The organism is Microbacterium sufflavum, from assembly GCF_023091155.1.
GTDB classification, from domain to species: domain Bacteria; phylum Actinomycetota; class Actinomycetes; order Actinomycetales; family Microbacteriaceae; genus Microbacterium; species Microbacterium sufflavum.
In genome coordinates this window covers 16,760-42,208 of sequence record NZ_JAHWXK010000002.1, presented here as the reverse complement: position 1 = coordinate 42,208, position 25,449 = coordinate 16,760, and the positions used below count along the sequence as shown (strand labels likewise).

Genomic DNA, 25,449 nt, shown 5'->3' with positions numbered 1-25,449 from the left:
CATGGGCGGGGCTGAGTGTTCCCCCAGCCTAGGGGAAGGTAACGTGGTGTCCGTGCACGTACTCAGCGTCAGCTCTCTCAAGGGGGGCGTCGGCAAGACGACCGTGACACTCGGGCTGGCCTCCGCGGCTTTCGCTCGGGGCGTCCGGACGCTCGTCGTCGACCTCGATCCGCAGTCCGACGTCTCCACCGGGATGGACATCCAGGTCGCCGGGCGACTCAACGTCGCCGACGTCCTGGCCAACCCGAAGGAGAAGACCGTCCGTCAGGCGATCACCTCCAGCGGCTGGGCCAAGGTCCACCCCGGGACCATCGACGTGCTGATCGGCAGCCCGTCCGCCATCAACTTCGACGGACCGCACCCGAGCGTCCGCGACGTCTGGAAGCTCGAGGAGGCGCTGGCGGCCGTGGAGGCCGACTACGACCTCGTGCTCATCGACTGCGCCCCGTCGCTGAACGCGCTGACCCGCACCGCGTGGGCGGCGAGCGACCGCGTGATGGTGGTGACCGAGCCCGGGCTCTTCTCCGTGGCGGCGGCCGACCGCGCGCTGCGCGCCATCGAAGAGATCCGTCGCGGCCTGTCGCCTCGCCTCCAGCCGCTCGGCATCGTGGTGAACCGCGTGCGCCCGCAGTCCATCGAGCACCAGTTCCGCATCAAGGAGCTGCGCGACATGTTCGGTCCCCTCGTGCTCTCCCCCCAGCTGCCCGAGCGCACGTCGCTGCAGCAGGCGCAGGGCGCGGCGAAGCCGCTGCATATCTGGCCGGGCGACTCCGCACAGGAGCTTGCGGCCGACTTCGATCAGCTGCTCGACCGCATCATCCGCACCGGACGGATCCCCGTCCCGGAGAGCGGTCCGCAGAGCTGACGCACGCACGAACGACGAAACGGCCATCCTCTTCGAGGGTGGCCGTTCTTCGTTGGCGTGCGGGGGCGCCGCTCAGGCGGTGCGCTTCGCCCGGCGTGCCGACAGTTCGTCGACGGGGTCCGGTGCGGTCGGGTCGAATGCGACCAGTGTCGACTCCACCTCGCGGAGCACCTTGCCGACGGCGATGCCGAACACGCCCTGCCCGCGACTGACCAGGTCGATGACCTCGTCGTTGGACGTGCAGAGGTAGACCGAGGCGCCGTCGCTCATGAGCGTGGTTCCCGCGAGGTCGCGGATACCGGCCCGGCGCAACTCCTCCACCGCGGTGCGGATCTGCTGCAGGGAGATGCCGGTGTCGAGCAGGCTCTTGACGAGCTTGAGGACGAGGATGTCACGGAAGCCGTACAGACGCTGCGATCCGGAGCCACTGGCGCCACGGACGGTGGGCACGACGAGCTCGGTGCGGGCCCAGTAGTCGAGCTGGCGATACGTGATGCCGGCGGCGCGAGCGGCCACGGCGCCGCGGTAGCCGACCTCGTCGTCCATGGCCGGGAGACCGTCGGTGAAGAGGAGTTCGGTCACGAACCGCGGGTCGCCTGCGAGCTCATCCGCATTCATCTGAAATCCTCCCTGGAACGGTTATCTCCACGGTAGAGCAGTGCCCCGGCACCGGCAACGACATCCGCGCGGGGCCGAAGGTGTGTCGCAATCAGTTCGTTACGAAAGGATGCGCGACAGCGCGTCCTTCACGAACAGCGCCCGCACGTCGTCGATCCGTGACGCGAGCTCCGGAGCCAGTTCGCTCGCTCGCGCGCGCGACGGCGCGTCCGTGCGTCGGAGCAGTGTCGACAGTGCCGACTCGATCAGCGACACCTCCCGCTCCGCCCCTTGGCGCAGCGAACGCAGGTGACGCGGCTCGATGCCGTGCCGGTCGAGCGCCACGAGTCCCCGCAGGAGCGCCACCGTGTTCTCCGGATAGGTCTCCTGCGCGGTGATGACGCCGGTGCTGATGGCGTCGTTGAGCAGCTGCGGCCCGGCGCCGGCGGCAGCGAGGAGCTCATCGCGGCGGTAGCGACGCGGCGCGGGTGAGATCGACGGCGGCGGCACGAGGGCAGCGGCATCGCCGTTCGCCTCGGCCTGGTCGAGCTGCTCGCGGATCACGCTCAGTGGAAGGTAGTGGTCGCGCTGGAGCGTGAGCCCGAGGCGCAGCCGCTCGATGTCGGCGGTCGAGAACTTGCGGTACCCCGACTCGGTGCGCGACGGGCGCACGATGCCCTGCACCTCGAGGAACCGCAGCTTGCTGGAGGTCAGGTCGGGGAACTCCGGCGTGAGGCGAGCGAGCACCTGACCGATACTCAGCAGGCCCGCGGACGACGAGCGTTCGCGGGCGGAAGTCGCCGCCATCAGGCGTTCGCCGCCGGACGATCGAGGGGCGAGGCGAAGAAGTTCAGCCGGAACTTGCCGACACGAAGCTCGGCACCGTCGGTGAGCGTGCTGCGGTCGACGCGCTCCCCGTTCACGTAGGTGCCGTTGAGCGACCGCTGGTCGATGATCTCGAACGCGGCGCCGTTGCGCGTGATCTCCGCATGCCGACGAGACACGGTCACGTCATCGAAGAAGATGTCGGCCTCGGGGTGGCGGCCGACGGTGGTCACGTCGGTGTCGAGCAGGTAGCGTGCCCCGGCCAGGGCGCCCGAACGGACCAGCAGCAAAGCCGAGCCGGAGGGCAGCGCCGAGATGGCCGACTGCTCGACATCTGTCAACTCCACGCCGAACGGCACGAACGACAGGTCGGAGTCGTGTCCGAACGTCTGCGTCACATCGTGCTTCTGGTCGCCGGAGCGATGGATGGCGGCTTCACCGGCCGGTCGGCTGTCGCTGTCTGTCACTGTGCCCTCCTGACTGTCCAGACTAACGGATGCCGCAGGCCCCCGGGGAGGTCGCTTTCGCACTCAGCCGTCGCATACCGGTGATTCATAGGGTGGAGGGGTGAAGACCAAAGCCCTGCGCCACCCGGCCACCCCGATCGCCCTCGCCGCGGCCCTCCTCGCCGCCTTCCTCGTGCTCTTCTCCCCCCTCTCCGCCTCGGCACACGACGCCCTGGTGTCGTCGTCGCCCGCAGCGGACTCCTCGGTCGAGACGGTTCCCTCCGAGCTCACCCTCACCTTCAGCGCGAAGCTGATCGACGGCGAGGGCGCGACCGAGGTGGTCGTGACCGACCCCTCCGGCGCGACGGTCACCGAAGGGCCGGCGACCGTGGACGGCGCGATCGTCACGCAGCCGCTCAGCGGCAGCGGCCCCGCCGGCGCCTATCACGTGGTGTGGAAGGTCGTGTCCAGCGACGGTCATCCCACCTCCGGCGAGTTCTCCTTCACGGTCACCGGCGGCGACGAGGCAGCGACCGACGCGCCGACCACCGCCCCCGCGACCACCGCTCCCGCCACCGCGGCCCCGACCGACCAGACCCCGACGCCCGCATCCCCCGCCCCGACGGCACCCGACGACGCGGGCGCATCGGCGTGGATCTGGGTGCTCGTGGTCCTCGCCGTCCTGATCGTGATCGGCGTCGCCGTGTGGCTGACGATGCGCCGTCGCGGCGGCACCGCTCCGTCCGATTCCGACGCCCCCACCGAGCGATAGGCTTAAGGCATGCCACACTACGACGTCGTCATCCTTGGTGCAGGTCCTGGCGGATACGTCGCTGCGGTTCGCAGCGCACAGCTCGGCCTGTCCACCGCGATCATCGAGGAGAAGTACTGGGGTGGTGTGTGCCTCAACGTCGGCTGCATCCCCTCCAAGGCGCTCCTGAAGAACGCGGAGCTCGCGCACACCCTGAAGCACAAGGCCGACTTCTTCGGCATCTCCGGCGACTTCACCATCGACTACGGCAAGGCGTTCGACCGCAGCCGCGTCGTGGCCGACGGGCGCGTCAAGGGCATCCACTTCCTCATGAAGAAGAACAAGGTGACCGAGTACGACGGGCGCGGCACGTTCACCGGCCCGAAGGCCATCTCGGTGGCCAAAGCCGACGGCACGACCGAAGAGGTCACGTTCGACAACGCGATCATCGCGACGGGCTCCAAGGTGCGTCTGCTTCCGGGCGTGCAGCTGAGCGACAACGTGGTGACGTACGAGGAGCAGATCCTCTCCCGTGAGCTGCCGAAGTCCATCGTGATCGTCGGCGCCGGCGCGATCGGCATGGAGTTCGCCTACGTGATGACGAACTACGGCGTGAAGGTCACGATCATCGAGTTCCTCGACCGTGCGCTCCCCAACGAGGACGCCGATGTGTCGAAGGAGATCACGAAGCAGTACAAGAACTACGGCGTCGACATCCTCACCTCCACCAAGGTCGAGTCGGTCGTCGACAACGGCTCGTCCGTCACCGTGTCGTACACGGGCAAGGACGGCCAGCAGAGCTCGATCGAGGCCGACAAGGTGCTCATGTCGGTCGGGTTCGCCCCGAACGTCGAGGGCTTCGGGCTCGAGAACACGGGCGTGAAACTCACCGAGCGCGGCGCGATCGACATCGACGACCACATGCGCACCAACGTCGAGGGCATCTACGCCATCGGCGACGTGACGGCCAAGCTGCAGCTCGCCCACGTGGCCGAGGCACAGGGCGTGGTCGCGGCCGAGACCATCGGCGGCGCGGAGACGATGACCCTGGGCGACTACCGGATGATGCCGCGCGCGACGTTCTGCTCGCCGCAGGTCGCGTCGTTCGGGCTCACCGAGCAGCAGGCGAAGGACGAGGGGCGCGAGATCAAGGTCGCGACGTTCCCGTTCATGGCCAACGGCAAGGCGCACGGCCTCGGCGAGCCGGTCGGCTTCGTCAAGCTCATCGCCGACGCCGAGCACCTCGAGCTCATCGGTGCGCACATGATCGGCCCCGACGTGTCGGAGCTGCTGCCCGAGCTCACGCTCGCCCAGAAGTGGGACCTCACGGCGCTCGAGCTGGCACGCAACGTGCACACGCACCCGACGCTGTCGGAGGCCCTGCAGGAGGGCTTCCACGGCCTCGCCGGCCACATGATCAACTTCTGATCGCACGCACACGAAGGCCCGGGCCGCTCTCACGGACCGGGCCTTCGTGCGTCAGAGACCGTGCATCGTGAGGAGGCCGGTCGTCCATGCGCGCAGCGCCGGTGAGCCGAGCGTGCGGACCAGGGACTCCCGGCCCGCGACGACCGGCACCGGCGCGGGGGCGCCCATCGCCATGAAGAACGCCGAGCGCCGCTGGGCCCGCGCGGCGGCCGTCCGCGTGCGACGGGCGAAGGCGTCGAGGTCGGGCCTGTCGCCCGGCTCGGTGTCGCGCAGGACGGCGGCGAGCCGGAGCGCAGCCGTCCAGCCGAGGTTCATGCCCTGACCACCGATCGGGCTCACCTCGTGCGCCGCATCGCCCAGGAGCACCACGCGCCCCCGGTGCACCCGCTCCGCCACATGCTGCGCGGCGACGAAGGACGACACCGTGGCGCGGTCGTCCACGACCAGCCGCTGCCCGGTGCGCGCCGCGACGACCGCCGCGAGCTCGGCCGCGGACGCCACCGGACCACCCTGACCCTCGCGCACCACCCACCGCCGACGGTCGCCGGGGAGGGGGAACGACTCCACGAGGCCGTCCGGCTCGAAGAACAGCACCGCGCGGTGGTCGGTCGTCGGCGCCTCCACGTCGAGCATCGCGTAGCGCGCCCGCCCCGGTCGGCGCGCCCAGTCCACCCCGAACGCGCGACGCAGACGACTGCGCACACCGTCGGCGACCACGACCATCGACGCCGTCTCCTCGCGCCGCCCGTCGGTGCCGTCGACGCCCACCCGCACGACCGTGCCGTCGTCGCGCACCGAGCGGACGGTCGAGCCCAGGCGCAGCGCATCCCCCTGCAGACGCTGCAACCGCTCCCGCAGCAGCCCCTCCGTCCGCGGCTGCGGCAGTGTGTAGACGGGTCGGTCCGCGGTGAAGTCCAGTGACGCGAGGCGCCGCCCCCTGCTGCGCACCTCGCCGCCCGTCAGTCGCAGCGCCTCCGCTCGCGCTGCTGTGCCCACCCCTGCCGCGTCGAGGGCATCGAGCCCCGGACGGTGAATGCCGATCGCGCGCGTCCGCCGCCCGGGCTCCGCGCGCTGCTCGTGCACGCGCACCCGCCGACCGTCCTGTGCCAGCAGGCACGCCACGAGCAGCCCGACGGGGCCGCCGCCGACCACGAGCACGTCATGTTCCGGCACGCGGCGCCTCCCACCGCAGCTCCAGTCGCGCGGGAAGACGACTGCGCACGCTCCATCCCGACGGCGCCAGTGCGGCGAGCTCCCGCGCGGTGTACGAGCGCCGGATACTGCGCAGACCGTCCACGCGGATGAAGGAACCGGCGAGCAGTGTGCGGGAGAGCGGCCACGTGGCACCCGCGAAAGCCGTGTAGGCCAGGCGGCCGCGCGCGATGTCGTGATGCGAGACCAGCCCGCCCGGAGCGGTGAGGGCCTGCGAGTCGCGCAGCACCGCGTCGAACTCCCCGGCATCCAGGTGATGCAGCACGTGATTCGACAGCACCACGTCGTACCGATCGCCCTTCTCGACCAGCTCGGACGACAGCGCACACCGGTAGCGGATGCCCAGCCCCGCGTCGTGCGCTGACGCCCACCGGATCGCGCGCTCATCCGCATCCAGCGCCGTGACGTCGGCCTCGAGCCCGTCCCGCCGCAGCCGCCGCACGAGAAGGCGGCACAGATCCCCGCCGCCCGCACCGATGTCCAGGATGCGGATCCGGCGGGCGGCCGCGCGCGGGCGGATGTCCTGACGGTAGAGGCGTCCGGGCCGGGAGACCACCGCGTTCACGGCACCGAACCGCTGGTACGTGCGACCGAGCATCTCCTCATCGGCCTGCGGGTCGTCCATCAGCTCCCGCACGTGGGTCGCGCGGACCCGGAGATCCACGCTCATGAAGCCGCCGGGGCGACCACGGTCAGCAGCGCGCTCTCCGCCGTGAGACCGGGGCCGAACGCCATCGCAGCCACGCGGTCGCCCGGCTCGGCCCCCTCGCGCTCCAGGATCCGCTTCAGCACGAACAGCACGGTCGCACTCGACATGTTGCCGTACTCGCGCAGCGTCTCGCGCGCCGGTCGCAGCTGTGCGTCGCTCAGCGCCATCCGCTCCTGCACCCTGTCGAGGATGCTCCGCCCGCCGGGATGGATCGCCCAGTGCCGCACCTGTTCACCCACCCGTCCGGCGGCGAACGCCTCCGCGAGGCCGTCCTCCCGGGAGTAGAGCGGGCCCAGCGCCCCGATGATGGACGCGCCGATGATCTGCGGCACCGCGGTCGACAGGATCATCTCGAACCCCGAGTCGCCGATCGTCCAGGCCATGTCGTCCACGCCCTCCGGGACGATCGCGGTGTGGAAGCCGTCGAGGCGGAGCGCGGGAACGGACGAGGGGAGGTCACGCGCGGTGACGACGCCCGCTGCAGCGCCGTCGGCGAAGAGCGAGGAGGCCACGATCGTGTCCGGATCCTCCGAGGAGCGCAGGTGCAGGGTGCAGAGCTCCACGCTCACGACCAGCACGACCGCGTTCTCATCGGCCGCGCAGAACTGAGCAGCGGCCCGCAGCGCCGGCATGGAGGCGTAACAGCCCATGAAGCCCAGGTGATAGCGCTGGACCGCATCGGACAGACCGAGCCCCCGCACGATCTCGTACTCCGGTCCCGGTGCGTGGAAGCCCGTGCAGGACACCGTGATCACGTGCGTGACATCGGCGGCGGTCACGTCGGGATCCGCGTCGAGCGCGCGACGGGCGGCCTCGACGAAGAGCCGCGAGGCCTCCCGCGTGTAGTAGTCGTTGCGTGCTTTCGTGCCCGGGGCGAGCAGTCGACCGGAGCGACGGTCGTAGAACAGCGGCTCGTCCGGCTCCGCCCCCTCGGCGAGTTCATCGATCACGGTGTGCCGTGTGTCGATCCCCGACACGCGGAAGGAGGTCGACACGATGCGCTGAGCCAGCCGACCGAGACCGGGCTGGGCGGCGAAGACCTCACGCACCTGCTCCTGCACGAGAACGGTCTCGGGGACGATCGTCTGCAGCGATCGAAGCACAGGCGGTCGGCTCATGGGCCCACTCAACCACCCGGCGAGCTCCGGGGAAAAGGGGTTGCGTCGTGGCCGTCGCGCGCCTAGAACCCGAGCGCTCTGGCGAGCTTCGACTCGGAGGACGCCTCACGGGCGCCGGCCGCACGCACCACGCCCTCGACCGCGGCGAACAGGGCTGCGCGTCCTGCCTCATCGGCGGGAGCGGCGGGACCGAGCTCCACCTCCCACTCACGCCACGCGCGGCGCGTGCCACGGCGGACGTCGGTCGCACGGACGCGATCGTCCACGAACTCCGCCACGACGCCGCGCGGCCCCGTGAGCAGGTAGGCCGTGCGGTCGTTCTCGATGCGCGCGAGGGGGGTCAGCGGCGCCGTCGTCCAGCCGGAGATCGCCTCGACGACCACGGCGGGAACGGTCTCGCCGGTGTCACCGAGCGGCCATCCCAGCTCCAGGCGTCCGTCGCCCTGCCGCGGCCCCTTCACGTGCCAGCCCTCGTCCGGGCCGCCCGTGCGGCGACGCAGCGCGACGCCCGAGCGCGCGAGGGCGCCGTCGTCGGTGTCGAGATAGTGCGCGTCCAGGGCACGGTGCTCACCGGACGACACGGCATCGACCCCCGGGATCGCCTCCCACCGCGGGAGCGGAGTGTCGTCGTCGACGTCGTACGTGCGCTCGACCTCGACCGTGCGGGAGGGCTCAGTCATCCTCGAGCGTGAGGTCTTCGAGCGACTCCTCGAACCAGTAGTCGACCTCGGTCGGGCCGTCGCCCTCGCCCGTGTTCTGCGGCTCGCCGCGGCGGTTGTACACCACCTGCGTCTCGCTGTAGGGGACGATCAGCTTGTCGTCCGCATCGCCGAGGGGGATGATCTGCCCGTCCAGCGGGCCGCCGTGGAGTCGTGCGAGTGCCATGTGCCCAGAGTAGACCCGACCTCCCCCATCCGCGCGGCGCCCGGCCGCTCAGCCGAGCAGGACACCGAGGACGGCTCCCGCGATCATCCACGGTCCGAACGCGATCCTGGTCGCCCGGTCGGCGCGCCGCAGCGCCATCAGCACGAGCGCGTACAGGGCTCCGAGGACGAATGCGGACGCCGCGCCGAGCGCGAGCGCCGTCCAGCCGTGCCACGCAAGCAGCAGCCCGATGACCGCCGCGAGCTTGACGTCTCCCCCGCCCATGCCGGCGCGACTGATCACGCGCAGCACCAGGTAGAAGCCACCGAGCAGGACGCCGCCGAGCAGGGCACGGATCATCGACTCGGGCCGACCCGTCGCGACGGCATCCCCGGTGACGAGCAGGAGCAGGGCGGCGAGCGTGGGCAGCACGATGCGGTTGGGGAGACGGTGCGTGCGTGCGTCGATCACGACCAGCCATCCGCCGATGCCGAGGAGGGCGCCGTGCACCAGGCCGATGAGGGCGAGTCGGAGATCCATCCGGGCAGGCTAGGCGAGCAGCATGCGCGCCGATGACCCCCTGTGGACAGGGTTTCGCGGATGTCCGATGTACGAATTAGCGTCGTTCACGTCACTTGCTTTATTCGTACATATCTTCGAGGATGGATGCATGGGGATCGGGCTCGATGCGATGACCGCGCTCTCTCCGACCAGCGACAACCGCGCCGGAGAGGTGCTGCGGCTGCGCCGCGAGATCAGCCGGATGCAGCGGCGGCGCAGCGAGCACACCCTGCTCCCCCTCGACCCCGCCTTCGCTGCGCTGCTGCCCGAGGAGGGACTCCAGACCGGCACCTCCTACACGGTCTCCCCCTCCCCGGCCCTCGTGCTGGCGCTGCTCAGTGCCGCCTCGGGCAAAGGGCACTGGTGCGCGGTGATCGGCATGCCGACCCTCGGGGTGGAGGCCGCCGCCGCCTACGGCATCGACCTGACCAGGCTCATCCTCGTCCCGTCTCCCGGAGACCGCTGGCTCGCAGTGACCTCCGCCCTCGCCGAAGTGGTGCCGCTGATCGTCGTCCAGCCGGAGTCGAGGGCCCGGGATGCGGATGTCGCACGGCTGAGTGCTCGACTGCGCGACCGCGGCTCCACCCTGCTGGTCGCCGAGGAACCGGGCGCGGGGCGGTGGGCGCAGAGCGAGGGCACCATCCGCCTGCACGACCCCGACTGGCACGGGCTCGGAGAGGGGTGGGGCCTGCTCTCCGATTGCACGGTGACGGTCACCGCCCGGACCAGGCACAGCCCGCGCGCCTCGAGTGTGCGGGTGCGGCTCCCCGGCGGACACGGTGCCGTCGAGACGGCGGTGGCCGAGCTGACCGCACTGCCCCCGCTCTCCGTCGAACCGGAGGCGTCGGGCACCTCCGCCCCGTCGGAGCTCCTCTTCTGGGCGGAGGCAGGATGAACGCTCCCCTCCGCGTCCTCGTGCTGTGGTTCCCGGACTGGCCCCTGCGGGCGGCCCTGGGTGGCGGGCAGCCGCATCCGCCCACGGCCCTGGTGCAGGCGAACACGGTCGTCGCGTGCACCGCCTCGGCCCGAGCGCACGGCGTCCGCATCGGCCAACGTCGCCGCGTCGCCCAGGGACTCCTCTCCTCGCTCCGGGTCCTCCCGCACGACCCGGGGAAGGACGAACGGGCCTTCGCCCCGGTGCTGCAGGTCATCGAGAGACACGCCCCCGGGGTCACGCTCCTGCGCCCGGGCCTCGCGATCCTGCGAGCCAGGGGCATCTCGCGCTACCACGGGGGCGAGGCGGAGGCGGCGGCGGCGCTCTCCGCGATCCTGGCCGACGCCGGCTACCCCGAGGTGCGCGTCGGGGTCGCCGACGGTCCCTTCACGGCCGAGATCGCCGCACGGGGAACGGCCCCCTGCACGGTCGTCCCGCCCGGCGCCTCCCGGGATTTCCTGGCACCGTACCCCGTCCAGGTGCTCCGCGACGAGCAGCTCAGCGGGCTCCTCCTGCGACTCGGGGTGCGCACCCTCGGCGCGTTCACCGCCCTCGACCCGCTCGATGTGCGCGACCGTTTCGGCGAACAGGGAGCCCGGATGCACGCCCTCGCCTCCGGCGCCGACTCCCGCCCGCTGACCCCGCGCCCGCCCGACCCCGAGCTGGCGCGGAGCATCGAGTTCGACACCCCCCTGGGCGGCGCCGACCAGGTGGCCTTCGCCGTGCGGCAGACGGCCGACGCCGTACTGCTCGCCCTCGCCGATGCCTCCGTCGTCTGCACCGAGGTGCGGATCGATCTGACGGACGATGGCGGCGAGGTCTTCTCCCGCACCTGGCTGCACCCGACGTGCTTCGACGCCTCCGACCTCGTCGACCGGGTGCGCTGGCAGCTGGAGTCCCTGGCGGCGCTGACCGCGAAGGAACCCGTGGACGAGGCGAGGGCGTTCGGCGGCATCGCGGCGGTCCGCATCCTCCCCGTCGCCGTGGACGACGCGGCACACCATCAGCCCGGCCTCTTCGGATCGGGCACCGACGAGCGCCTGCACCACGCGGTCTCCCGGGTGCAGACCATGCTCGGACATCAGGGCGTGGTCACGGCGGCCGTGTCGGGTGGGCGCTGGCTGGCCGACCGTCAGGTGCTCACCCCGTGGGGCGAACGAGTGGTGCCCCCGCGGGACCCCGGGTCGCCCTGGCCGGGCAGCCTCCCCGATCCGCTGCCGTCCGAGGTCTTCCGCCCTCCCCGCCCGGTCGGCGTCGTCGGGGTCGACGGGAGCGTCCTCACGGTGGACGACCGCGGGGCGCTGTCGAACGACCCCGCCCGCATCGACGGTGCCGGGGTGCAGGCCTGGGCGGGGCCGTGGCCGGTGCAGGAACGCCGGTGGGCTCCGGGGGGCGGCAAGCGGGGGCATCGGCTCCAGATCGTCGACGACCGCGACCGCGCCTGGCTCGTCTTCCACGCCGGCGAGCGCTGGTGGGCTGAAGGGAGGTATCGCTGATGGGATGGCACAACCCGCCGCTGAGCTGGGATCAACTGGAGCGCACCCTCAGCGGCGATCCGGCCCCGCCGTCCGCGACCCCCGGGCGACGAGCGGACCCCGGACCCGTGAGCCGACGCCGCAAGCGCCTCCCTCCCGCCCTGCCGAAGCGGCCGGAGGACGCCGTGCCCTATGCCGAGCTGCACGCGCACTCCTCCTACTCCTTCCTCGACGGCGCCTCCTCCCCCGAAGACCTTCTGGCCGAAGCCGAACGCCTGGGCCTGAGCGCACTCGCCCTCACGGACCACGACGGGTTCTACGGCGCCGCGCGCTTCGCCGAGCTCGCGGAGCACATGGAGGTGCAGCTGCAGACCGTGTTCGGAGCCGAACTGTCGCTCGACCTGCCGCTCGCCCCGCAGGGCGCCGCCGACCCGCCCGGCGAGCATCTGCTCGTGCTCGCCCGCGGCATGGAGGGCTACCACCGGCTGTCCGGGGCGATCACCGCCGCCCAGCTGCGGGGCGGGGAGAAGGGACGCCCCGTGTACGACCTCGACGACCTGGCCGCCCGCGCGGACGGACACTGGACGATCCTGACCGGCTGCCGCAAGGGCGCGGTCCGGCGAGGGCTCGACGCCGGCGACGCCGCCACCCCGCTCCGACGACTCGTCGACCTGTTCGGCAGCGACAGCGTGGCCGTCGAGCTCTTCGACCACGGAGAGCCCCTGGACACACGGCGCAACGACGCTCTCGCCGACCTCGCGCGGCGGATGCGCCTGCCGGTCGTGGCGACCAACAACGTGCACTACGCCAGGCCGATGCAGGCTCCCCTCGCGGAGGCCGTGGCCGCGGTCAGGGCGGTGCGCAGCATGGACGAGCTCGACGGCTGGCTGCCCGCGCACGGCGGAGCACACCTGCGCAGCGGGGCCGAGATGACGGCACGTTTCGCGCGCTACCCCGGAGCGATCTCACACGGGCTGGAGATCGCCGCCGCCTCCGCCTTCCCGCTGCGCATGGCACGCCCGGCCCTCCCTCGGCAGGACGTGCCGCCGGGCCACACGCCCATGAGCTGGCTGCGACACCTGGTGTGGGCGGCGGTGCCGACGAAGTACCCCCGGCTGGACGCCGACGGCCACCGCCGCATCGAGCGCGAGCTCGACGTGATCGAGGAGAAGGACTTCCCCGGCTACTTCCTGATCGTGCACGGCATCGTCGCCGAGGCCCGTCGCCGCGGGATCCTCTGCCAGGGGCGAGGCTCCGCTGCGGCGAGCGCGGTGTGCTACCTGCTGGGCATCACCGCGGTCGACCCGATCCTCTACCGGCTGCCGTTCGAGCGGTTCCTCGCCACCACGCGCACGGAGGAGCCCGACATCGACGTGGACTTCGACTCGCGGCGCCGGGAGGAGATCATCCAGTGGGTGTATCGCGAGTACGGAAGAGAGCGGGCGGCCCAGGTGGCGAACGTCATCCAGTACCGGCCGAAGAACGCGGTCCGCGACATGGCCAGGGCCCTGGGGTACTCACCGGGCCAGCAGGACTCGTGGTCTCGGCAGGTCGACGGGTGGGGGTCGGGGCTCGAGCCCGTCGAGGGCCACGACATCCCGGACACCGTGCTCGACTACGCCGCCGAGCTGCTCAAGGCCCCCCGTCACCTGGGGATCCATTCCGGCGGCATGGTGCTCACCGCGCGCCCGGTCGGCGAGGTGGTCCCGGTGGAGCACGCCCGCATGGAGGACAGGACGGTCATCCAGTGGGACAAGGACGACGCCGCCTTCATGGGGCTGGTGAAGTTCGACCTGCTCGGCCTCGGCATGCTCGCGGCCCTGCAGCACTGCTTCGACCTCGTGCGCGAGGCCACCGGCGAGGAATGGACGCTGGAGACCCTGCCGAAGGAGGAGGCCGGGGTGTACGACATGCTGTGCCGCGCCGACTCGATCGGCGTCTTCCAGGTCGAGTCCCGAGCGCAGATCGGCCTGCTGCCCCGCCTGCAGCCCCGCCGCTTCTACGACCTCGCGATCCAGATCGCCCTGATCCGCCCCGGACCCATCCAGGGTGGCGCGGTGCATCCGTTCGTGCGGCGCAAGATGGCGAAGGACCGGACGGACGAGGAGAACAGGGAGCGGGAGGCCAGGGGCGAGGCGCCGGTGGACTTCCCGATCCCCTACCCGCACAGCGACCTGGAGGACATCCTGAAGCGCACCCTGGGGATCCCCATCTTCCAGGAGCAGCTGATCCAGATGGCCACGGCGGTGGGCGACTGCACGGCCGACGAGGCGGACCTGCTGCGGCGGGCGATGGGGTCCAAACGAGGGCTGGAGAAGATCGAGAAGGTGCGGGGCAAGCTCTACGCAGGGATGGCCAGGCGAGGACTCGTGGACGACGACGCCGACCGCATCTACGCGCAGATCCAGGCGTTCTCGAACTTCGGTTTCGCCGAGTCGCACTCGCTGTCGTTCGCGCTCCTCGTCTACGCGAGCTCCTGGCTGAAGCTGCACTACCCGGCGGCCTTCCTCGCCGGGCTGCTGCGGTCGCAGCCGATGGGGTTCTACTCCCCCGCGACACTCACGGCGGATGCCCGCCGGCACGGGGTGGAGGTGCGCCGCCCCGATCTGCACCTGTCCGGGGCCACCGAGCTGCTCGAACCCGTCGCCGCGGACGGCGGCACCGGGCCCACGGGCAGGGAGAGCTGCCTGGCGGATCCGCAACCGGAAGTCCTGCGCTTCGACCGGAGCGCGCCGGACGAGTCGGCGGCACACCGCAGGGACGGGCGGTTCGCGGTGCGACTCGGGCTCAGCGGCATCCGCGGCATCGGCGTGCCGCTGGCGGAACGGATCGTCGCCGAGCGTGAGGCCCACGGCCCCTATCGCGATCTCCACGACCTGGTGCGGCGGACCGATGCGACGGCGGCACAGCTGGAAGCCCTCGCCACCGCCGGCGCCTTCGCGTGCCTCGGCCTCGAACGTCGGGAGGCGATCTGGCTCGCCGGGGCCGCGGCCGACGACCGCTCCCGCTTCCTGCCGGGGACGACCGTGGCTGTGCAGCCTCCCCTGTTCGCCGACCAGACGAGTTACGAACGGCTCTCGGCCGACCTCTGGGCCACGGGCATCTCGACGGACGACCACCCCATGGCACACTTCCGCGCAGCCCTCCAGACCCGCGGGGTGCTGACCGCGGCCGATCTGCAGAAGCACGAGACGGGACGACGCATCGAGGTCGCCGGGCTGGTCACCCACCGACAGCGACCGGCGACAGCGGCCGGGGTCACCTTCGTGAACCTCGAAGACGAGAGCGGTCTGGTGAACGTGATCTGCTCCACCGGCGTCTGGGGCCGCTTCGGCCGGATCGCCCGCGAGTCGCCGGCACTCATCATCCGCGGCATCCTCGAACGCTCACCCGAGGGTGTGGTCAACGTGCTCGCCGACGCCTTCGAGGATCTGCAGACCGGCGTGGCCCACCGATCGCGGGACTTCCGATGACCCGGGCACCGACAGCGCAGGCCCTCAGAAGCGAAGGACGTCCGCCGACCGCACCGGGCACCCGCCCCGGCCCCGCGCGGCCCGCGTGCGTCACCAGAAGCGCTCGGGCTCCTCGGCCGGCGGGCGGTCGGTGCCACCCCAGCGGTCGGCCTCCGCCTTCGCCGCCTCCACCGCCGCATCCGCTCCCCGCAGCGCGACCCCGGCCTCGCTCGCCGCAGGCCCGACGGGGTCCACGCGCAGCGCCGTGCGCGTCACGCCGCCGCTGACCGTGACCGTGCACTCCAGAACCCGTCCGATCCAGCGCGAGAGCGCGCCGCGCGCCTCCTCGCCGCGCCGGTACCGGATCCCCGTGTCGAGGTCGACCACCGACAACACGATCGGCTCTCGGCCCTCTCCCTCATCGTGCTCGGTCACCTCGATCCGATGCCCGAGCGGGAGCGCGACCTGACCGGCGAACACGAGCATCCTGTCCATTCCCCCACCCTACGAAACCGCCACCGGACCCGACAGACACCCCGGGCGAAAACCTCTTCGCAACTTTCTTTGTCCCCCAAATGGCGGACACGGCGATTAAGCGATATTCTGCTCTTCGTAGCGGGGGCTACAGGCTGAGGAACTGGGGAATCAGCCGTCGAGAGCAGCGGAAGTTTCGCCGCCTCCCCAACCGTCCGGGAAGGACGGTGAGCCCTCTCGACAGCACCGTGCTGGGGCGGTCCGGTCGAGAGGGCATACCCCGCGCCACGGCACCCCACATCCTCGCCCGTCAGCCGTCCCCGACTAGCCGTCGGCAAGGCCGCGGTCAACCCCGGCCCGCACACGCCGCCGCGGGGCTAGCGTCGCCCCCCATGACGACCGTGTTCCGAACGACTCGCGCCCCGCGTCGGACGGGAGGCACCCGCGGGGCCTTCACCGCTCCCGCAGCGCCTCTCGTCCCACCGGCGCGTTCCACAGACTCGGCGCCCGCTCACCGCGCGCACCCGGGGGACGCCGCGCGTGCCGCATCGCCCTACAGCACGTCGTCGTCGGCGTCGGCGTCGTCGAGATCGTCGTCGTCCAGTGGCACCTCGTGCCGCTGCTCGGCCGCATCGGCCGGGTCGGCCTCGACCGAGTGCACGTCCGGTTCGCCGGTCGTCGTCACCTCCGGGTCGTCCGGCACCTCCAGATCGGGCCGCTCCTGCTCCTGCAGGTCGGCTTCCGGCTTGACCTCGTCGATCGGCTGGTCGCTCAGGGACATCGCGTCTCCTCTCGTTCGGCGGATGCTCCCACCCTGTAACGCCCGTCGGCCAGCGGCAAGGGGCTTGACGGCTACGCACCCCCTCGCGGAGGCGGCACCGTGACCGGGGGACCCCTCACCGGGCGCGTCCGCATCGGCGTCTCGGGCTGGCGCTACGCCCGCTGGCGCGGCGACTTCTACCCCCGCGGCCTCCCGCAGCGCCGCGAGCTCGAGTACATCGGGGAGCAGTTCCCCTCGGTCGAGCTCAACGGCTCGTTCTACTCGCTGCAACGACCGGAGAGCTACCGCACGTGGGCGTCGAGCGTGCCGGACGACTTCGTGTTCGCCGTGAAGGGGTCGCGCTACGTCACGCACATGCTGCGCCTGCGCGCGGTCGACCAGGCCCTCGCGAACTTCTTCGCCTCGGGCGTGCTGGCGCTCGGCGAACGGCTCGGGCCGATCCTGTGGCAGCTGCCGGAGCGCCAGAAGTTCGTGCCGGCGCTCCTGGAGTCGTTCCTCGACAGCCTCCCCCGCACCACCGGGGAGGCGCTCGAACTCGCCCGCGGCCACGACGAACGCCTCCGTGACCGCGCGTGGCTCGACATCGACGCCGACCGGCCGCTGCGCTACGCGCTCGAACCGCGCTCCGCCACCTTCGCCGACCCCGCGAGCCTGACGCTGCTGCAGGCGCACGGCACCGCGCTGGTGGTCGCGGACACCGCGGGGCGATGGTCGAGGTTCGACGCGCTGACCGCGGACCACGTGTACATCCGGCTCCACGGCGCGCGCATGCTGTACCACAGCGGGTACACCGGCGCCGAGTTGCGCGAGTGGGCGACGCTCATCCGGGCCTGGGCCGACGGGTCGGGCGCCGCGGACGGCCGCCCGCGCGACGTGTTCGTGTACTTCGACAACGACGCCCGCGGGCACGCCCCGCACGACGCCCTGGCGTTGCGCGCCCTCGTGGACGCCCCACCGGCGTGATGGCGAGGCGTCAGCGGTCGCCGACGTGTCCTGGCGCGGTGAGCGACAGCACCCGCTCGACGAACGCCCCGTACTCCTCCATGTAGTGCGCGAGGAAGTCTCTCGTGCCCTCGTCGTGCACCTCGCCGTCCGCACCGAACACCTCGGGCCGGAACGTGATGTACGCCTCCGGCGCGTTCAGCTGCGGGGCGTTGAGGAAGCTCAGCACGCTGCGCATGGACGACTGCATGACGGCCGTGCCGATCGCGCCGGTCGACGCACCGATGATGCCGCTCGGCTTGCGGGCGAACGAGTTGTGACCCCACGGGCGCGAGCCCCAGTCGATCGCGTTCTTCAGCGCGCCGGGGATCGACCGGTTGTACTCGGGCGACACGAACAGCAGGCCCTCGGCACTCTCCACCGCGCGCTTGAACTCCGTGACCGCCTCGACCGGCTCGAGCTCGTCGTCGCGGTTGTAGAGGGGAAGGCCGCGGATGGGGATCTCCTCCAGCTCCAGGCTGGGCGGCGCGAGGCGCACCAGCGCCCTCGCGAGGGTGCGATTGATCGAGTCCGACGCCAGGCTGCCGATGAGGTAGCCGATCCGATGGGCCATGGTGAGTCCCCCGTCTCTCCCTGCATTTCCAGGATATCTCCGCGGTGGGGGCTTGCCGCAAGGCCCCACCCCGGGGGCAGAATCGACGGTCTGCGCGCGCTCCGGCGCGTGGAACGCGAAGGAGATTCATGCCCATCGACCCCTTCCACCTCTCCCCCGAGAAACAGGCCAAGACCGCCCCCGCCCTCATCGACGCCGATCGCCGACACCTCCAGCGCATCGCGGCCGAACTCGACGGTCAGCGCGCCGACGTCGCCCGACGGCTCGACGACGTCCGTCGCGTGCGCGCCGGCTCCGGGGGCGCCGCCGTGGACCGCGACCTCGAGATCCGGCGGCTGTCGTCGCGCCTGCGCGTGCTCGAACGCTTCGACATCGACGTGTGCCTCGGCCGCATGACCCCCGCCGACGGCGAGCCCGTCTACATCGGCCGCACCGGGCTCGCCGCGTCCGACGGCACCCGGCTGCTGATCGACTGGCGTGCGCCCGCCGCCGAGCCCTACTTCGCCGCGACGCTGGAGGACCCCCGCGGTCTGATCTCCCGCCGCCGATACCGGTGGACGGACGGCCGGATCAGCGACTACTGGGACGAGGCCCTGACCGCCGACGGCTTCGACGGCGCGGCCTCCCTCGACGACCAGTCCGCGTTCATCGCGAGCCTCGGCACGCACCGCACCGCCCGCATGCGCGACGTGCTGGCGACCATCCAGGCCGACCAGGACGCGATCATCCGCACCCCGTCCCGCGGCGCCCTCGTGGTGGACGGTGGTCCGGGCACCGGCAAGACCGTGGTGGCGCTGCACCGCGCGGCCCACCTGCTCTACGCCGAACCGCACCTCACCGCGAGCGCGGGCGGGATGCTGCTCGTGGGCCCGAACCCGCACTACCTCGCCTACGTGGAAGACGTGTTGCCGAGCCTCGGCGAGGACACCGTACGGCTGTGCACCCTCCGCGACCTCACCCCGGAAGGCGCGACGGCCCCGCCCGAAGCCGACCAGAGGATCGCCGCGCTCAAGGCCGCGCTCGACCCCGAGGCCGTGCTCGCCGCCGCGGCCGCCGCGTTCGAGCGGCCGCCCGGCCACGCGACGCGCCTCGACTCCCCGTGGGCCGACCTGTGGCTCAGCCGCGAGGAGTGGGCGGAGGTGTTCGCGGGTGCCGACCCCGCCGCGACCCACAACGAGGCGCGCGACGAGGTGTGGGAAGAGCTGCTGGAACTGCTGGTGGAACAGGTCAACGATGACGAGGTGCCGCCCCACGCGGTGCGACGGTGGCTGCGGCAGGACGACGAGCTGACCGGCACGTTCGTGCGCGCGTGGCCCCTGCTGACACCGGGCGAGGTGGTGGCTCGGCTGTGGAGCTCCCCCGAGTTCCTGCGGGCGTGTGCCCCTACGCTGACCCCCGACGAGGTGACGCTGCTGCAGCGCGACCGTCCGGATGCCTGGACCGACGCCGACCTCCCGCTGCTCGACGCGGCACACCGGCGCATCGGCGACCCGGAGGCCGTGCGAGCCGCCCACCGCCGCAACGCCGTGATCGCCTCGGCGCAGGAGCAGATGTCGCACGTGGTCGACCACCTGATCGAGGACGACGACAGCGAGATGAAGGTGATGTCGATCCTGCGTGGCCAGGACGCCCGCAACGTGCTCGTGGGCGTGGACGCACCGCCCGTGCTGCCGCCGGACGAGCTCGCCGGGCCGTTCGGGCACATCGTGGTCGACGAGGCGCAGGAGCTCACGGATGCGCAGTGGCGGATGCTGCTCGCCCGGTGCCCCTCGCGCAGCATCACGATCGTCGGGGATCGCGCCCAGGCGAGACACGGCTTCACCGAGACGTGGCAGCAGCGGCTCGCCCGGGTCGGCGTACGGGAGGTGAGCGTGGCCCACCTCGGGGTGAACTACCGCACCCCCGCGGAGGTGATCGCGGTCGCGGCCCCCGGAATCCTCGCGGCGCTGCCCGACGCGAACGTCCCGACCTCGGTGCGCGAGAGCGGCAACCCGGTGCGGACCGGTGCCGTGGCAGAGCTGCCCGCCGTGCTCGCCGACTGGCTCGCGGCGAACCCCGACGGTGTGGCCTGCGTGATCGGGGACTCCTCGTTCCCCCCGACCGACCGCGTGCGCTCGCTCACGCCGACCTCGGCCAAGGGACTCGAGTTCGACCTCGTGGTGCTGGTGCACCCCGAGCGGTTCGGCGACGACCTGACCGGCGCGGTGGACCGCTACGTCGCGATGACCCGGAGCACGCGGGAGCTCATCCTGCTCGGGTGATCCCGGACGAAGGTCGCTATCCGCCCGCGGTCCGGCGGTTCTACCCTGAGACGATGACGAACGCCGCGCGCACGGCACCGCACTGTCCCGAGGACGACGTGGTGATGCTCGCGGTGCCCGGCGGCTGGAGGTGCCCGGAGTGCGGGCACCTCCAGCAGCCGCAGGACGGCGAGGAGCCGCGGGACCGCGAGGACCTCGGCCGCCTGCGCTGAGGGCTCAGACGCTGTCGTCCTGGTCGACGATGGTGCCGGTCGGTTCGCTGATCTCGACCGTGTGGCGCACGCCGTGCTCCGACGCCAGCGCCTCGCCCTCCTCGATCGCCTCATCCCGGCTGGCGTAGCTGCGCGAGAGCTCCGGAGCACCTTCGGCCTCGTTCACCCACTGGCCGTTCTTCGACCGCGTGACCACGGCGGTGACGGTCATCACACGTCACCGGGGCCCAGGTCGCCCTGTCCCTCGTCGCCGAGGTCGGCGAGCACCGGGTCCTCGCCCTGGCTCTCGGGCTGCGGGCCGGAGCCGGGCAGGTCGTCCGCGGGGACCTCGTCGTCGGGATCGGGGATCTCGTCCGGGTCGCGCCCGGTCGCGGTCGCCGTGTCGAGCTCGTCGGCGGAGGCGCCGTCGTCGAGGGCCTCCGTGCGCTCCCATTCCGCCTGCGCCGGATCGTCCCGCGGGTCTGCTTCGGTGGTCGCGTCGCCGTCGCGCAGCGGCTGACCGCCGACGTCGTCGGGTGTCGATGCCATGTCTCCTCCTTCGATCGGTCCGCCCAGTGTGCCGCCCGGAGTTCCCGGTGCCGAGGGGGTTGAGCGGGCCGACCACAGCGGGTAGGTTCCGGCGGCGTCGGGTTTCGTGACGCTACGCGTCGCTGCGCTTGCCCGGCCGCGCCCGCCGGGCTGGAATCGACTCATGACGTCGATCGCGGTCCTCGTGGGGAACCCCCACCCGTCCTCCCGCACCACGAGCGTCGCGGAGGAGGTCGCGGCACAGCTCGCCGACCTCACGGGCGCCGAGGTGCTGCCCACCATCGAGCTCGCGGCGTATGCGGACCGGGTCTTCGTCGTGCCCGACCCCGAGATCGACGCCCTGGTCGAGGAGGTGTCGACGGCGGATGTCGTGGTCGTGGCGAGCCCCACGTACAAGGCCGCCTACACCGGGCTGCTGAAGGCGTTCCTCGACCGCGTCGACACGGGCGGGCTGGACGGAGTGGTCGCCGTGCCCGTCCTCACGATCGGCTCCCCCGCGCACACCCTCGCCGTCGAGCACACGCTGCGCCCCCTGCTGGTCGAGCTCGGCGCGACGGTGCCCGTGCGCGGCCTCGCGTTCCCGGCCGCCGAGGTCGACGACCGCACGCGCCTCGTGTCCGCGTGGCTCGCCCCGCACCGCCGGGCGCTGGAATCGCTGCTCGCGCACTGACCAGGGGCGGGTGACGCGAGCGGAACGCGAGTGCCGCGGTCGAGGGCCGGTCCGAGAGGACGATCGACGCAGACGCCCGTGTGAGGAGCGGTCTTCCACGCGCTACCCGGAGCGACGGTATGTGGCGGCGCATGTCGCCGTGTTGCAGTGCACGTGCGCGGTCGCGGGGGCCGTGCGTACCGTCGTGGCATGACCGCCCCCGCCGCTTCGTCCTCGTCCCCCGCCCGCGAGCGTGCCGCCTCCGACGTGCTGGACCGGCTGTCGGTCGGCGCCGACACGTTCAAGGCCGTGTTCCGCGGGCACCCGGGAGGCGTGGCCGTGATCACCGCGCAGGGGGCGGACGGCCCCGTGGCGCTCACGGCGTCGTCGGTGTCGTCGGTGAGCGTGGATCCTCCGCTGCTGGTGTTCTCGGTGTCGGCGCTGTCGTCGGCGGCGGAGACCCTGACCTCGGCCGCGACGGTCGTGGTGCACCTCCTGGATGCGGACGACATCGAGCTCGCGCGCCTAGGGGCGACCAGCGGCATCGACCGCTTCGCCGATACGAACGCCTGGGCCCCGCTCGCCACCGGGGAGCCCGTGTTCGCGGGAGCCCGCGCCTGGGTGCGCTGCGCCGTCGTGAGCCGGATGGAGGCGGGCGGCTCGACCGTCATCGCCGCGCACGGCCTGCAGGCGCACATCGCCCGGCACGCCGAGCGCGCCCTCGTCTACCACGACCGCACGTGGCACGCCCTGGGCGCGCACTCGCTCCTCCCCTGACGGCGGGTACACACCGGCGTTGTCCGCCTCTCCGCCGCAGCGGTGCGAGATCCGCAAAGCCGGAAACGACGAAGCCCCGGTGAGAAGGATGCTCTCACCGGGGCTTTCTGGTCGGGCTGACAGGATTTGAACCTGCGACCCCTTGACCCCCAGTCAAGTGCGCTACCAAGCTGCGCCACAGCCCGTTGTTCTGCACTCTCGCGCAGGCAACTCCCCTATCTTAGCCGTACCCGCGGCCCTCTCGCGAACCGGGGCGTTGCGGGGTGTCGGAGCCACCGCGTACCGTCGCGGTCATGCCGACGATCACCACCGAACTCGCCACGTCCGACCGCTGGGACGACGTGCAGCACGCTCTCACGGGCGGGGGCGACGGTGCGAGCTGCCAGTGCATCTGGCCGATACTGAGCAACAAGGACTGGAACACGACCACCACGCCGCAGCGCACCGACATGTTCCGGGCCGAGATCGACGAGGGTCCACCGCCCGGGCTCGTGGCCTACGTCGACGGCGAGGCCGCGGGCTGGATCCGTATCGGACCGCGCACCGCCCAGGCCCGCATCCCCCGCACGCGCATCATCGCCGCGTCGTCCGCCGAGCCGTTCGACGACCCGTCCGTGTGGGCGGTGACGTGCTTCGTGGTGCGCCGCGAGCACCGGGGCACCGGACTCAACGCGGCACTGCTGCGGGCGGCGGTCGACTACGCCGCGGCCTCCGGAGCGCGTCTGGTCGAGGGGTACCCGGTCGACACCCGCGGCGAGAAGCAGCGCGCGAACGACCTGTTCCACGGCACGCTGAACACCTTCCTCGGCGCAGGCTTCACGGAGCAGACGGTCATGAAGCCCGGACGGGTTCTCGTGACGCTCGACCTGTCCTCCCGCACCGACGCATGACCACCACCCCGCGGCACACCCCCGCGCCCCCGGATATACCGCCGCGGCCATACGATGAGGGGATGCGCCGCCGCACCCTCCCCCGCCCGATCGTGTGGGCGTTCGCGCCGTACGTCGCGGTGTCGCTGCTGCACGTCGTGCTGCTCGCGCTCGACCACGACCTGGCCGCTCCGACCAAGCTGCTGCTCATGCCGCTGCTCGCGGTACCGGTGCTCGTGGCCGCCCCACGCCTCCGGCCGCGCTCCGCCCTCGTGCTCGCGCTCGCGGCGCTGCTGTTCTCCTGGCTGGGCGACGGCGCGGGGGCGCTGTTCCCCGCCGCCCCCGAGCTTCCGCTCATGCTCGGGTTCTTCGGCCTCGCGCACGTGGCGTACATCGTGCTGTTCGCGAGGCACCTCGCCCGGCGTCGGCTGCCCTGGTGGACGCTGGTGTACGCGGCGTGGTGGGTCGCGATGATCCTCACGCTCGGGCCGCACACCGGCCCCCTGCTGATCGCCGTCGCCGCCTACGGGCTGCTGCTGGGCGGCACGGCGGCGATGGCCGCCCGCTGCCACCCCCTCGTCGCGGTGGGCGGCGCGTTCTTCCTCGCCAGCGACACGATCCTCGCGTTCCGGCTCTTCCTCCCCGATGCTCTCCCGGCCTGGAGCAGCCCCGCCGTGATGGCGACCTACACGCTCGGACAGGGGCTCCTCATCGCGGGCACCCTGGTCGTCCTCGCACGGAAGGCCTCGTGATGGCTGACAGCGTCCGCGTCGACAGCTGGCTGTGGGCCGTCCGCGTCTACAAGACCCGGTCGGCCGCGACCACCGCATGCCGTGCGGGGCATGTGCGCGTGAACGGCGACAAGGCCAAGGCCGCGCAGACGGTCCGCATCGGCGACGAGCTGCGCATCCGCATCTCGGGGTTCGACCGCATCCTCATCGTCCGGCAGCTGCTCGTCAAGCGCGTCGGCGCCCCACTCGCCGCCCTCGCCTACGAAGACCGCACACCCGAACGCGAACCGCAGGCCGCGCTCGGCCTGCGCGACCGCGGTGCCGGTCGCCCGACCAAACGCGAGCGCCGCGAGATCGACCGCCTCCGCGGCCGGGACACCCCGCCCGACTGACCCCGCGGCATCCGCTCGTCCGCACGCGTCAGGCGTCCAGCAGCCTCCGCAGCCACCCGCTCGACCGCACCTGCGCGCCCGCGGCCTCGACCCGCGCCTGCAGCTCCCGGTCGCTCGTGACCGCCAGCACCCGCTGCGCCCCCGCGACCCGACGCTCGACCTCGGCCACGATCGCATCATCGCCCGCGGCCTCGGCCCGCACGACCGCCAGCGCCGGCTCCGCGACTCCGGCCTCGGCGGCACCGGTCTCCGCGGCCTCGGTCCCGATGTCGCGGGCACGACCCTCGACCACGAGCGCCACCTCCGGGTACCAGTCGTCTCCGTCGAGCCCCAGGTCGTCCGCGGGCACCGCCAGCCCGGCCAGCCGGTCACGCAAGCGCGCGGCCGCACCTGCTCGGTCCTTCCACCAGCCGTCGGGCACCGACCCGACCACGTTCGCCCCGTCGACCACCACGGCCGGGAACACATCGAGCTGAGCGCGCAGCATCGGCCACGCCGCCCCGAACCCCGGGTGCAGCGGCAGCTCGTCCACGCGGTCGACCGGGACCCACTCCAGCGCCACGCTCTCCGGATCGCTGATCACCGGGTCGAACGGGCTGCGCACATCGGCGACTACCGTCGTGTACGACCAGATGCCGAGGTCGAGCACGCTCGTGAAGCGCGGACGCACGGCGCCGTCCGGCACGCCCGCCTCCTCCTGCGCCTCCCGGATCGCTCCGACGATCGCCGACTCGCCCTCGTGCAGCGCACCGCCGGGCAACCCCCACGTGCCGCCGAAGTGGCTCCACGACACGCGGTGCTGCAGCAGGATCCCGCGCGTCGCGTCGACCGCGAGCAGACCGGCCGCACCGAACCGCCCCCAGTAGCGCTCCCCCGTGTCTGCGACCACCCAGGCGTCGCCGGGGTTGCGCGGTCCTTCGGGGCGACGCGGTTCGCCGGGAGCGGGGGGTACGACTGTCACCCCCTCAGCTTTTCACAGCATC

29 protein-coding genes and 1 tRNA gene are annotated in these 25,449 nt (G+C 72.1%); 14 read left to right on the top strand and 16 right to left on the bottom strand.

What is annotated here, in order from left to right:
- Nucleotides 1–52: 52 nt before the first annotated feature.
- Nucleotides 53–865, top strand: coding sequence for a ParA family protein (locus tag KZC56_RS14775; RefSeq protein WP_136031283.1), 813 nt, complete (start codon nt 53–55; stop codon nt 863–865).
- A 72-nt stretch (nt 866–937) separates the two neighbouring features.
- On the opposite strand, the gene KZC56_RS14770 is transcribed toward KZC56_RS14775, so the two are convergent.
- From KZC56_RS14770 to KZC56_RS14760, 3 genes are all read right to left on the bottom strand, one after another.
- Nucleotides 938–1,483 carry a MerR family transcriptional regulator gene (locus KZC56_RS14770; protein WP_136031281.1) on the bottom strand — a complete coding sequence of 182 codons (546 nt, stop codon included), beginning with the start codon at nt 1,481–1,483 and terminating at the stop codon, nt 938–940.
- A 99-nt stretch (nt 1,484–1,582) separates the two neighbouring features.
- Nucleotides 1,583–2,269 carry a transcriptional regulator FtsR gene (ftsR, locus tag KZC56_RS14765; protein WP_247638907.1) on the bottom strand — a complete coding sequence of 229 codons (687 nt, stop codon included), beginning with the start codon at nt 2,267–2,269 and terminating at the stop codon, nt 1,583–1,585.
- Entirely contained in the window at nt 2,269–2,754 is a 486-nt protein-coding gene (locus KZC56_RS14760; protein ID WP_136031276.1) for an FHA domain-containing protein, read from the bottom strand. Before KZC56_RS14760 ends, ftsR begins: the two co-directional genes overlap by 1 nt.
- Before the next feature lie 100 nt (nt 2,755–2,854).
- Between KZC56_RS14760 and KZC56_RS14755 the strand changes: the two genes are divergently transcribed.
- Together KZC56_RS14755 and lpdA are read left to right on the top strand one after the other, a co-directional pair.
- Nucleotides 2,855–3,505, top strand: a complete 651-nt coding sequence (locus KZC56_RS14755; RefSeq protein ID WP_247638906.1) for a copper resistance CopC family protein — start codon at nt 2,855–2,857, stop codon at nt 3,503–3,505.
- A 9-nt stretch (nt 3,506–3,514) separates the two neighbouring features.
- On the top strand, nt 3,515–4,912 hold the full coding sequence (gene lpdA / locus KZC56_RS14750) for a dihydrolipoyl dehydrogenase (protein ID WP_136031272.1): 1,398 nt from the start codon (nt 3,515–3,517) through the stop codon (nt 4,910–4,912).
- A gap of 51 nt (nt 4,913–4,963) precedes the next feature.
- On the opposite strand, the gene KZC56_RS14745 is transcribed toward lpdA, so the two are convergent.
- From KZC56_RS14745 to KZC56_RS14720, 6 genes are all read right to left on the bottom strand, one after another.
- Nucleotides 4,964–6,085, bottom strand: coding sequence for an FAD-dependent oxidoreductase (locus tag KZC56_RS14745; RefSeq protein WP_247638905.1), 1,122 nt, complete (start codon nt 6,083–6,085; stop codon nt 4,964–4,966).
- Nucleotides 6,072–6,794, bottom strand: a complete 723-nt coding sequence (locus KZC56_RS14740; RefSeq protein ID WP_247638904.1) for a methyltransferase domain-containing protein — start codon at nt 6,792–6,794, stop codon at nt 6,072–6,074. Before KZC56_RS14740 ends, KZC56_RS14745 begins: the two co-directional genes overlap by 14 nt.
- The gene (locus KZC56_RS14735; RefSeq protein ID WP_136045486.1) at nt 6,791–7,951 is read right to left on the bottom strand and encodes a type III polyketide synthase; all 1,161 of its coding nucleotides are present in this window, start codon (nt 7,949–7,951) and stop codon (nt 6,791–6,793) included. Before KZC56_RS14735 ends, KZC56_RS14740 begins: the two co-directional genes overlap by 4 nt.
- A gap of 62 nt (nt 7,952–8,013) precedes the next feature.
- Complete coding sequence (locus KZC56_RS14730) at nt 8,014–8,631, bottom strand: CYTH domain-containing protein (protein WP_136031264.1); 618 nt, start codon at nt 8,629–8,631, stop codon at nt 8,014–8,016.
- Nucleotides 8,624–8,836 carry a hypothetical protein gene (locus KZC56_RS14725; protein WP_046749348.1) on the bottom strand — a complete coding sequence of 71 codons (213 nt, stop codon included), beginning with the start codon at nt 8,834–8,836 and terminating at the stop codon, nt 8,624–8,626. Before KZC56_RS14725 ends, KZC56_RS14730 begins: the two co-directional genes overlap by 8 nt.
- A gap of 48 nt (nt 8,837–8,884) precedes the next feature.
- On the bottom strand, nt 8,885–9,355 hold the full coding sequence (locus tag KZC56_RS14720) for a prepilin peptidase (RefSeq protein ID WP_247638903.1): 471 nt from the start codon (nt 9,353–9,355) through the stop codon (nt 8,885–8,887).
- Nucleotides 9,356–9,485: 130 nt separating this feature from the next.
- Between KZC56_RS14720 and imuA' the strand changes: the two genes are divergently transcribed.
- Genes imuA' through KZC56_RS14705 form a run of 3 tightly spaced genes read left to right on the top strand, consistent with a single transcriptional unit; the run spans nt 9,486 to nt 15,258 of the window.
- On the top strand, nt 9,486–10,271 hold the full coding sequence (gene imuA' / locus KZC56_RS14715) for a DnaE2-dependent mutagenesis accessory factor ImuA' (RefSeq protein ID WP_136035397.1): 786 nt from the start codon (nt 9,486–9,488) through the stop codon (nt 10,269–10,271).
- Complete coding sequence (locus tag KZC56_RS14710) at nt 10,268–11,806, top strand: DNA polymerase Y family protein (RefSeq protein ID WP_136031258.1); 1,539 nt, start codon at nt 10,268–10,270, stop codon at nt 11,804–11,806. The genes imuA' and KZC56_RS14710 overlap by 4 nt, the downstream gene beginning before the upstream one ends.
- Nucleotides 11,806–15,258 carry an error-prone DNA polymerase gene (locus KZC56_RS14705; RefSeq protein WP_136031256.1) on the top strand — a complete coding sequence of 1,151 codons (3,453 nt, stop codon included), beginning with the start codon at nt 11,806–11,808 and terminating at the stop codon, nt 15,256–15,258. Before KZC56_RS14710 ends, KZC56_RS14705 begins: the two co-directional genes overlap by 1 nt.
- A gap of 90 nt (nt 15,259–15,348) precedes the next feature.
- Here KZC56_RS14705 and KZC56_RS14700 read toward each other — a convergent pair whose 3' ends face one another.
- Nucleotides 15,349–15,732, bottom strand: a complete 384-nt coding sequence (locus KZC56_RS14700) for a hypothetical protein (RefSeq protein ID WP_247638902.1) — start codon at nt 15,730–15,732, stop codon at nt 15,349–15,351.
- Between the two features lie 532 nt (nt 15,733–16,264).
- Entirely contained in the window at nt 16,265–16,492 is a 228-nt protein-coding gene (locus KZC56_RS14695) for a hypothetical protein (RefSeq protein WP_136031254.1), read from the bottom strand.
- Nucleotides 16,493–16,591: 99 nt separating this feature from the next.
- Between KZC56_RS14695 and KZC56_RS14690 the strand changes: the two genes are divergently transcribed.
- Nucleotides 16,592–17,455, top strand: a complete 864-nt coding sequence (locus tag KZC56_RS14690) for a DUF72 domain-containing protein (protein ID WP_247638901.1) — start codon at nt 16,592–16,594, stop codon at nt 17,453–17,455.
- A 10-nt stretch (nt 17,456–17,465) separates the two neighbouring features.
- Here KZC56_RS14690 and KZC56_RS14685 read toward each other — a convergent pair whose 3' ends face one another.
- Nucleotides 17,466–18,047, bottom strand: a complete 582-nt coding sequence (locus KZC56_RS14685; RefSeq protein WP_136031252.1) for an NADPH-dependent FMN reductase — start codon at nt 18,045–18,047, stop codon at nt 17,466–17,468.
- A 128-nt stretch (nt 18,048–18,175) separates the two neighbouring features.
- Here KZC56_RS14685 and helR point away from each other — a divergent pair, with 128 nt between their 5' ends.
- Together helR and KZC56_RS14675 are read left to right on the top strand one after the other, a co-directional pair.
- Nucleotides 18,176–20,308, top strand: coding sequence for an RNA polymerase recycling motor ATPase HelR (gene helR / locus KZC56_RS14680; protein WP_247638900.1), 2,133 nt, complete (start codon nt 18,176–18,178; stop codon nt 20,306–20,308).
- 53 nt (nt 20,309–20,361) lie between these two features.
- On the top strand, nt 20,362–20,520 hold the full coding sequence (locus tag KZC56_RS14675; RefSeq protein ID WP_168442822.1) for a hypothetical protein: 159 nt from the start codon (nt 20,362–20,364) through the stop codon (nt 20,518–20,520).
- 4 nt (nt 20,521–20,524) lie between these two features.
- Here the strand turns inward: KZC56_RS14675 and KZC56_RS14670 are convergent, their stop codons facing one another.
- Both KZC56_RS14670 and KZC56_RS14665 read right to left on the bottom strand, forming a co-directional pair.
- Complete coding sequence (locus KZC56_RS14670; protein ID WP_136045527.1) at nt 20,525–20,731, bottom strand: DUF2188 domain-containing protein; 207 nt, start codon at nt 20,729–20,731, stop codon at nt 20,525–20,527.
- Nucleotides 20,731–21,048 carry a sugar ABC transporter ATPase gene (locus KZC56_RS14665; RefSeq protein ID WP_136031249.1) on the bottom strand — a complete coding sequence of 106 codons (318 nt, stop codon included), beginning with the start codon at nt 21,046–21,048 and terminating at the stop codon, nt 20,731–20,733. Before KZC56_RS14665 ends, KZC56_RS14670 begins: the two co-directional genes overlap by 1 nt.
- A 163-nt stretch (nt 21,049–21,211) precedes the next feature.
- Here KZC56_RS14665 and KZC56_RS14660 point away from each other — a divergent pair, with 163 nt between their 5' ends.
- Together KZC56_RS14660 and KZC56_RS14655 are read left to right on the top strand one after the other, a co-directional pair.
- Nucleotides 21,212–21,718: an NADPH-dependent FMN reductase gene (locus KZC56_RS14660; RefSeq protein ID WP_136031247.1), complete on the top strand. Its 507-nt coding sequence runs from the start codon at nt 21,212–21,214 to the stop codon at nt 21,716–21,718.
- Nucleotides 21,719–21,907: 189 nt separating this feature from the next.
- A complete protein-coding gene (locus tag KZC56_RS14655) occupies nt 21,908–22,474 on the top strand; it encodes a flavin reductase family protein (RefSeq protein WP_247638899.1) in 567 nt (188 codons plus the stop codon).
- 108 nt (nt 22,475–22,582) lie between these two features.
- Here KZC56_RS14655 and KZC56_RS14650 read toward each other — a convergent pair.
- A tRNA-Pro gene (locus KZC56_RS14650) sits at nt 22,583–22,659 on the bottom strand.
- A gap of 108 nt (nt 22,660–22,767) precedes the next feature.
- On the opposite strand from KZC56_RS14650, the gene KZC56_RS14645 reads away from it, so the two are divergent.
- The 3 genes from KZC56_RS14645 to KZC56_RS14635 all read left to right on the top strand — a co-directional run bounded on the left by KZC56_RS14645 (nt 22,768) and on the right by KZC56_RS14635 (nt 24,466).
- Nucleotides 22,768–23,364: a GNAT family N-acetyltransferase gene (locus tag KZC56_RS14645; protein ID WP_247638898.1), complete on the top strand. Its 597-nt coding sequence runs from the start codon at nt 22,768–22,770 to the stop codon at nt 23,362–23,364.
- Between the two features lie 62 nt (nt 23,365–23,426).
- The gene (locus KZC56_RS14640) at nt 23,427–24,095 is read left to right on the top strand and encodes a lysoplasmalogenase family protein (RefSeq protein WP_247638897.1); all 669 of its coding nucleotides are present in this window, start codon (nt 23,427–23,429) and stop codon (nt 24,093–24,095) included.
- Nucleotides 24,095–24,466 carry an RNA-binding S4 domain-containing protein gene (locus KZC56_RS14635; RefSeq protein ID WP_136045540.1) on the top strand — a complete coding sequence of 124 codons (372 nt, stop codon included), beginning with the start codon at nt 24,095–24,097 and terminating at the stop codon, nt 24,464–24,466. Before KZC56_RS14640 ends, KZC56_RS14635 begins: the two co-directional genes overlap by 1 nt.
- Before the next feature lie 28 nt (nt 24,467–24,494).
- On the opposite strand, the gene KZC56_RS14630 is transcribed toward KZC56_RS14635, so the two are convergent.
- Nucleotides 24,495–25,427, bottom strand: a complete 933-nt coding sequence (locus KZC56_RS14630; RefSeq protein WP_247638896.1) for an NUDIX domain-containing protein — start codon at nt 25,425–25,427, stop codon at nt 24,495–24,497.
- Nucleotides 25,428–25,449: the final 22 nt, after the last annotated feature.

Coding starts and splice junctions, on each gene's coding strand:
- KZC56_RS14770 (WP_136031281.1), bottom strand. CDS start 1,483: ATGAATGCGGATGAGCTCGCAGGCGACCCGCGGTTCGTGACCGAACTC.
- ftsR (WP_247638907.1), bottom strand. CDS start 2,269: ATGGCGGCGACTTCCGCCCGCGAACGCTCGTCGTCCGCGGGCCTGCTG.
- lpdA (WP_136031272.1), top strand. CDS start 3,515: ATGCCACACTACGACGTCGTCATCCTTGGTGCAGGTCCTGGCGGATAC.
- KZC56_RS14740 (WP_247638904.1), bottom strand. CDS start 6,794: ATGAGCGTGGATCTCCGGGTCCGCGCGACCCACGTGCGGGAGCTGATG.
- KZC56_RS14735 (WP_136045486.1), bottom strand. CDS start 7,951: ATGAGCCGACCGCCTGTGCTTCGATCGCTGCAGACGATCGTCCCCGAG.
- KZC56_RS14730 (WP_136031264.1), bottom strand. CDS start 8,631: ATGACTGAGCCCTCCCGCACGGTCGAGGTCGAGCGCACGTACGACGTC.
- KZC56_RS14725 (WP_046749348.1), bottom strand. CDS start 8,836: ATGGCACTCGCACGACTCCACGGCGGCCCGCTGGACGGGCAGATCATC.
- KZC56_RS14720 (WP_247638903.1), bottom strand. CDS start 9,355: ATGGATCTCCGACTCGCCCTCATCGGCCTGGTGCACGGCGCCCTCCTC.
- imuA' (WP_136035397.1), top strand. CDS start 9,486: ATGGGGATCGGGCTCGATGCGATGACCGCGCTCTCTCCGACCAGCGAC.
- KZC56_RS14710 (WP_136031258.1), top strand. CDS start 10,268: ATGAACGCTCCCCTCCGCGTCCTCGTGCTGTGGTTCCCGGACTGGCCC.
- KZC56_RS14705 (WP_136031256.1), top strand. CDS start 11,806: ATGGGATGGCACAACCCGCCGCTGAGCTGGGATCAACTGGAGCGCACC.
- KZC56_RS14700 (WP_247638902.1), bottom strand. CDS start 15,732: ATGGACAGGATGCTCGTGTTCGCCGGTCAGGTCGCGCTCCCGCTCGGG.
- KZC56_RS14695 (WP_136031254.1), bottom strand. CDS start 16,492: ATGTCCCTGAGCGACCAGCCGATCGACGAGGTCAAGCCGGAAGCCGAC.
- KZC56_RS14685 (WP_136031252.1), bottom strand. CDS start 18,047: ATGGCCCATCGGATCGGCTACCTCATCGGCAGCCTGGCGTCGGACTCG.
- helR (WP_247638900.1), top strand. CDS start 18,176: ATGCCCATCGACCCCTTCCACCTCTCCCCCGAGAAACAGGCCAAGACC.
- KZC56_RS14675 (WP_168442822.1), top strand. CDS start 20,362: ATGACGAACGCCGCGCGCACGGCACCGCACTGTCCCGAGGACGACGTG.
- KZC56_RS14670 (WP_136045527.1), bottom strand. CDS start 20,731: ATGACCGTCACCGCCGTGGTCACGCGGTCGAAGAACGGCCAGTGGGTG.
- KZC56_RS14665 (WP_136031249.1), bottom strand. CDS start 21,048: ATGGCATCGACACCCGACGACGTCGGCGGTCAGCCGCTGCGCGACGGC.
- KZC56_RS14660 (WP_136031247.1), top strand. CDS start 21,212: ATGACGTCGATCGCGGTCCTCGTGGGGAACCCCCACCCGTCCTCCCGC.
- KZC56_RS14655 (WP_247638899.1), top strand. CDS start 21,908: ATGACCGCCCCCGCCGCTTCGTCCTCGTCCCCCGCCCGCGAGCGTGCC.
- KZC56_RS14645 (WP_247638898.1), top strand. CDS start 22,768: ATGCCGACGATCACCACCGAACTCGCCACGTCCGACCGCTGGGACGAC.
- KZC56_RS14640 (WP_247638897.1), top strand. CDS start 23,427: ATGCGCCGCCGCACCCTCCCCCGCCCGATCGTGTGGGCGTTCGCGCCG.
- KZC56_RS14635 (WP_136045540.1), top strand. CDS start 24,095: ATGGCTGACAGCGTCCGCGTCGACAGCTGGCTGTGGGCCGTCCGCGTC.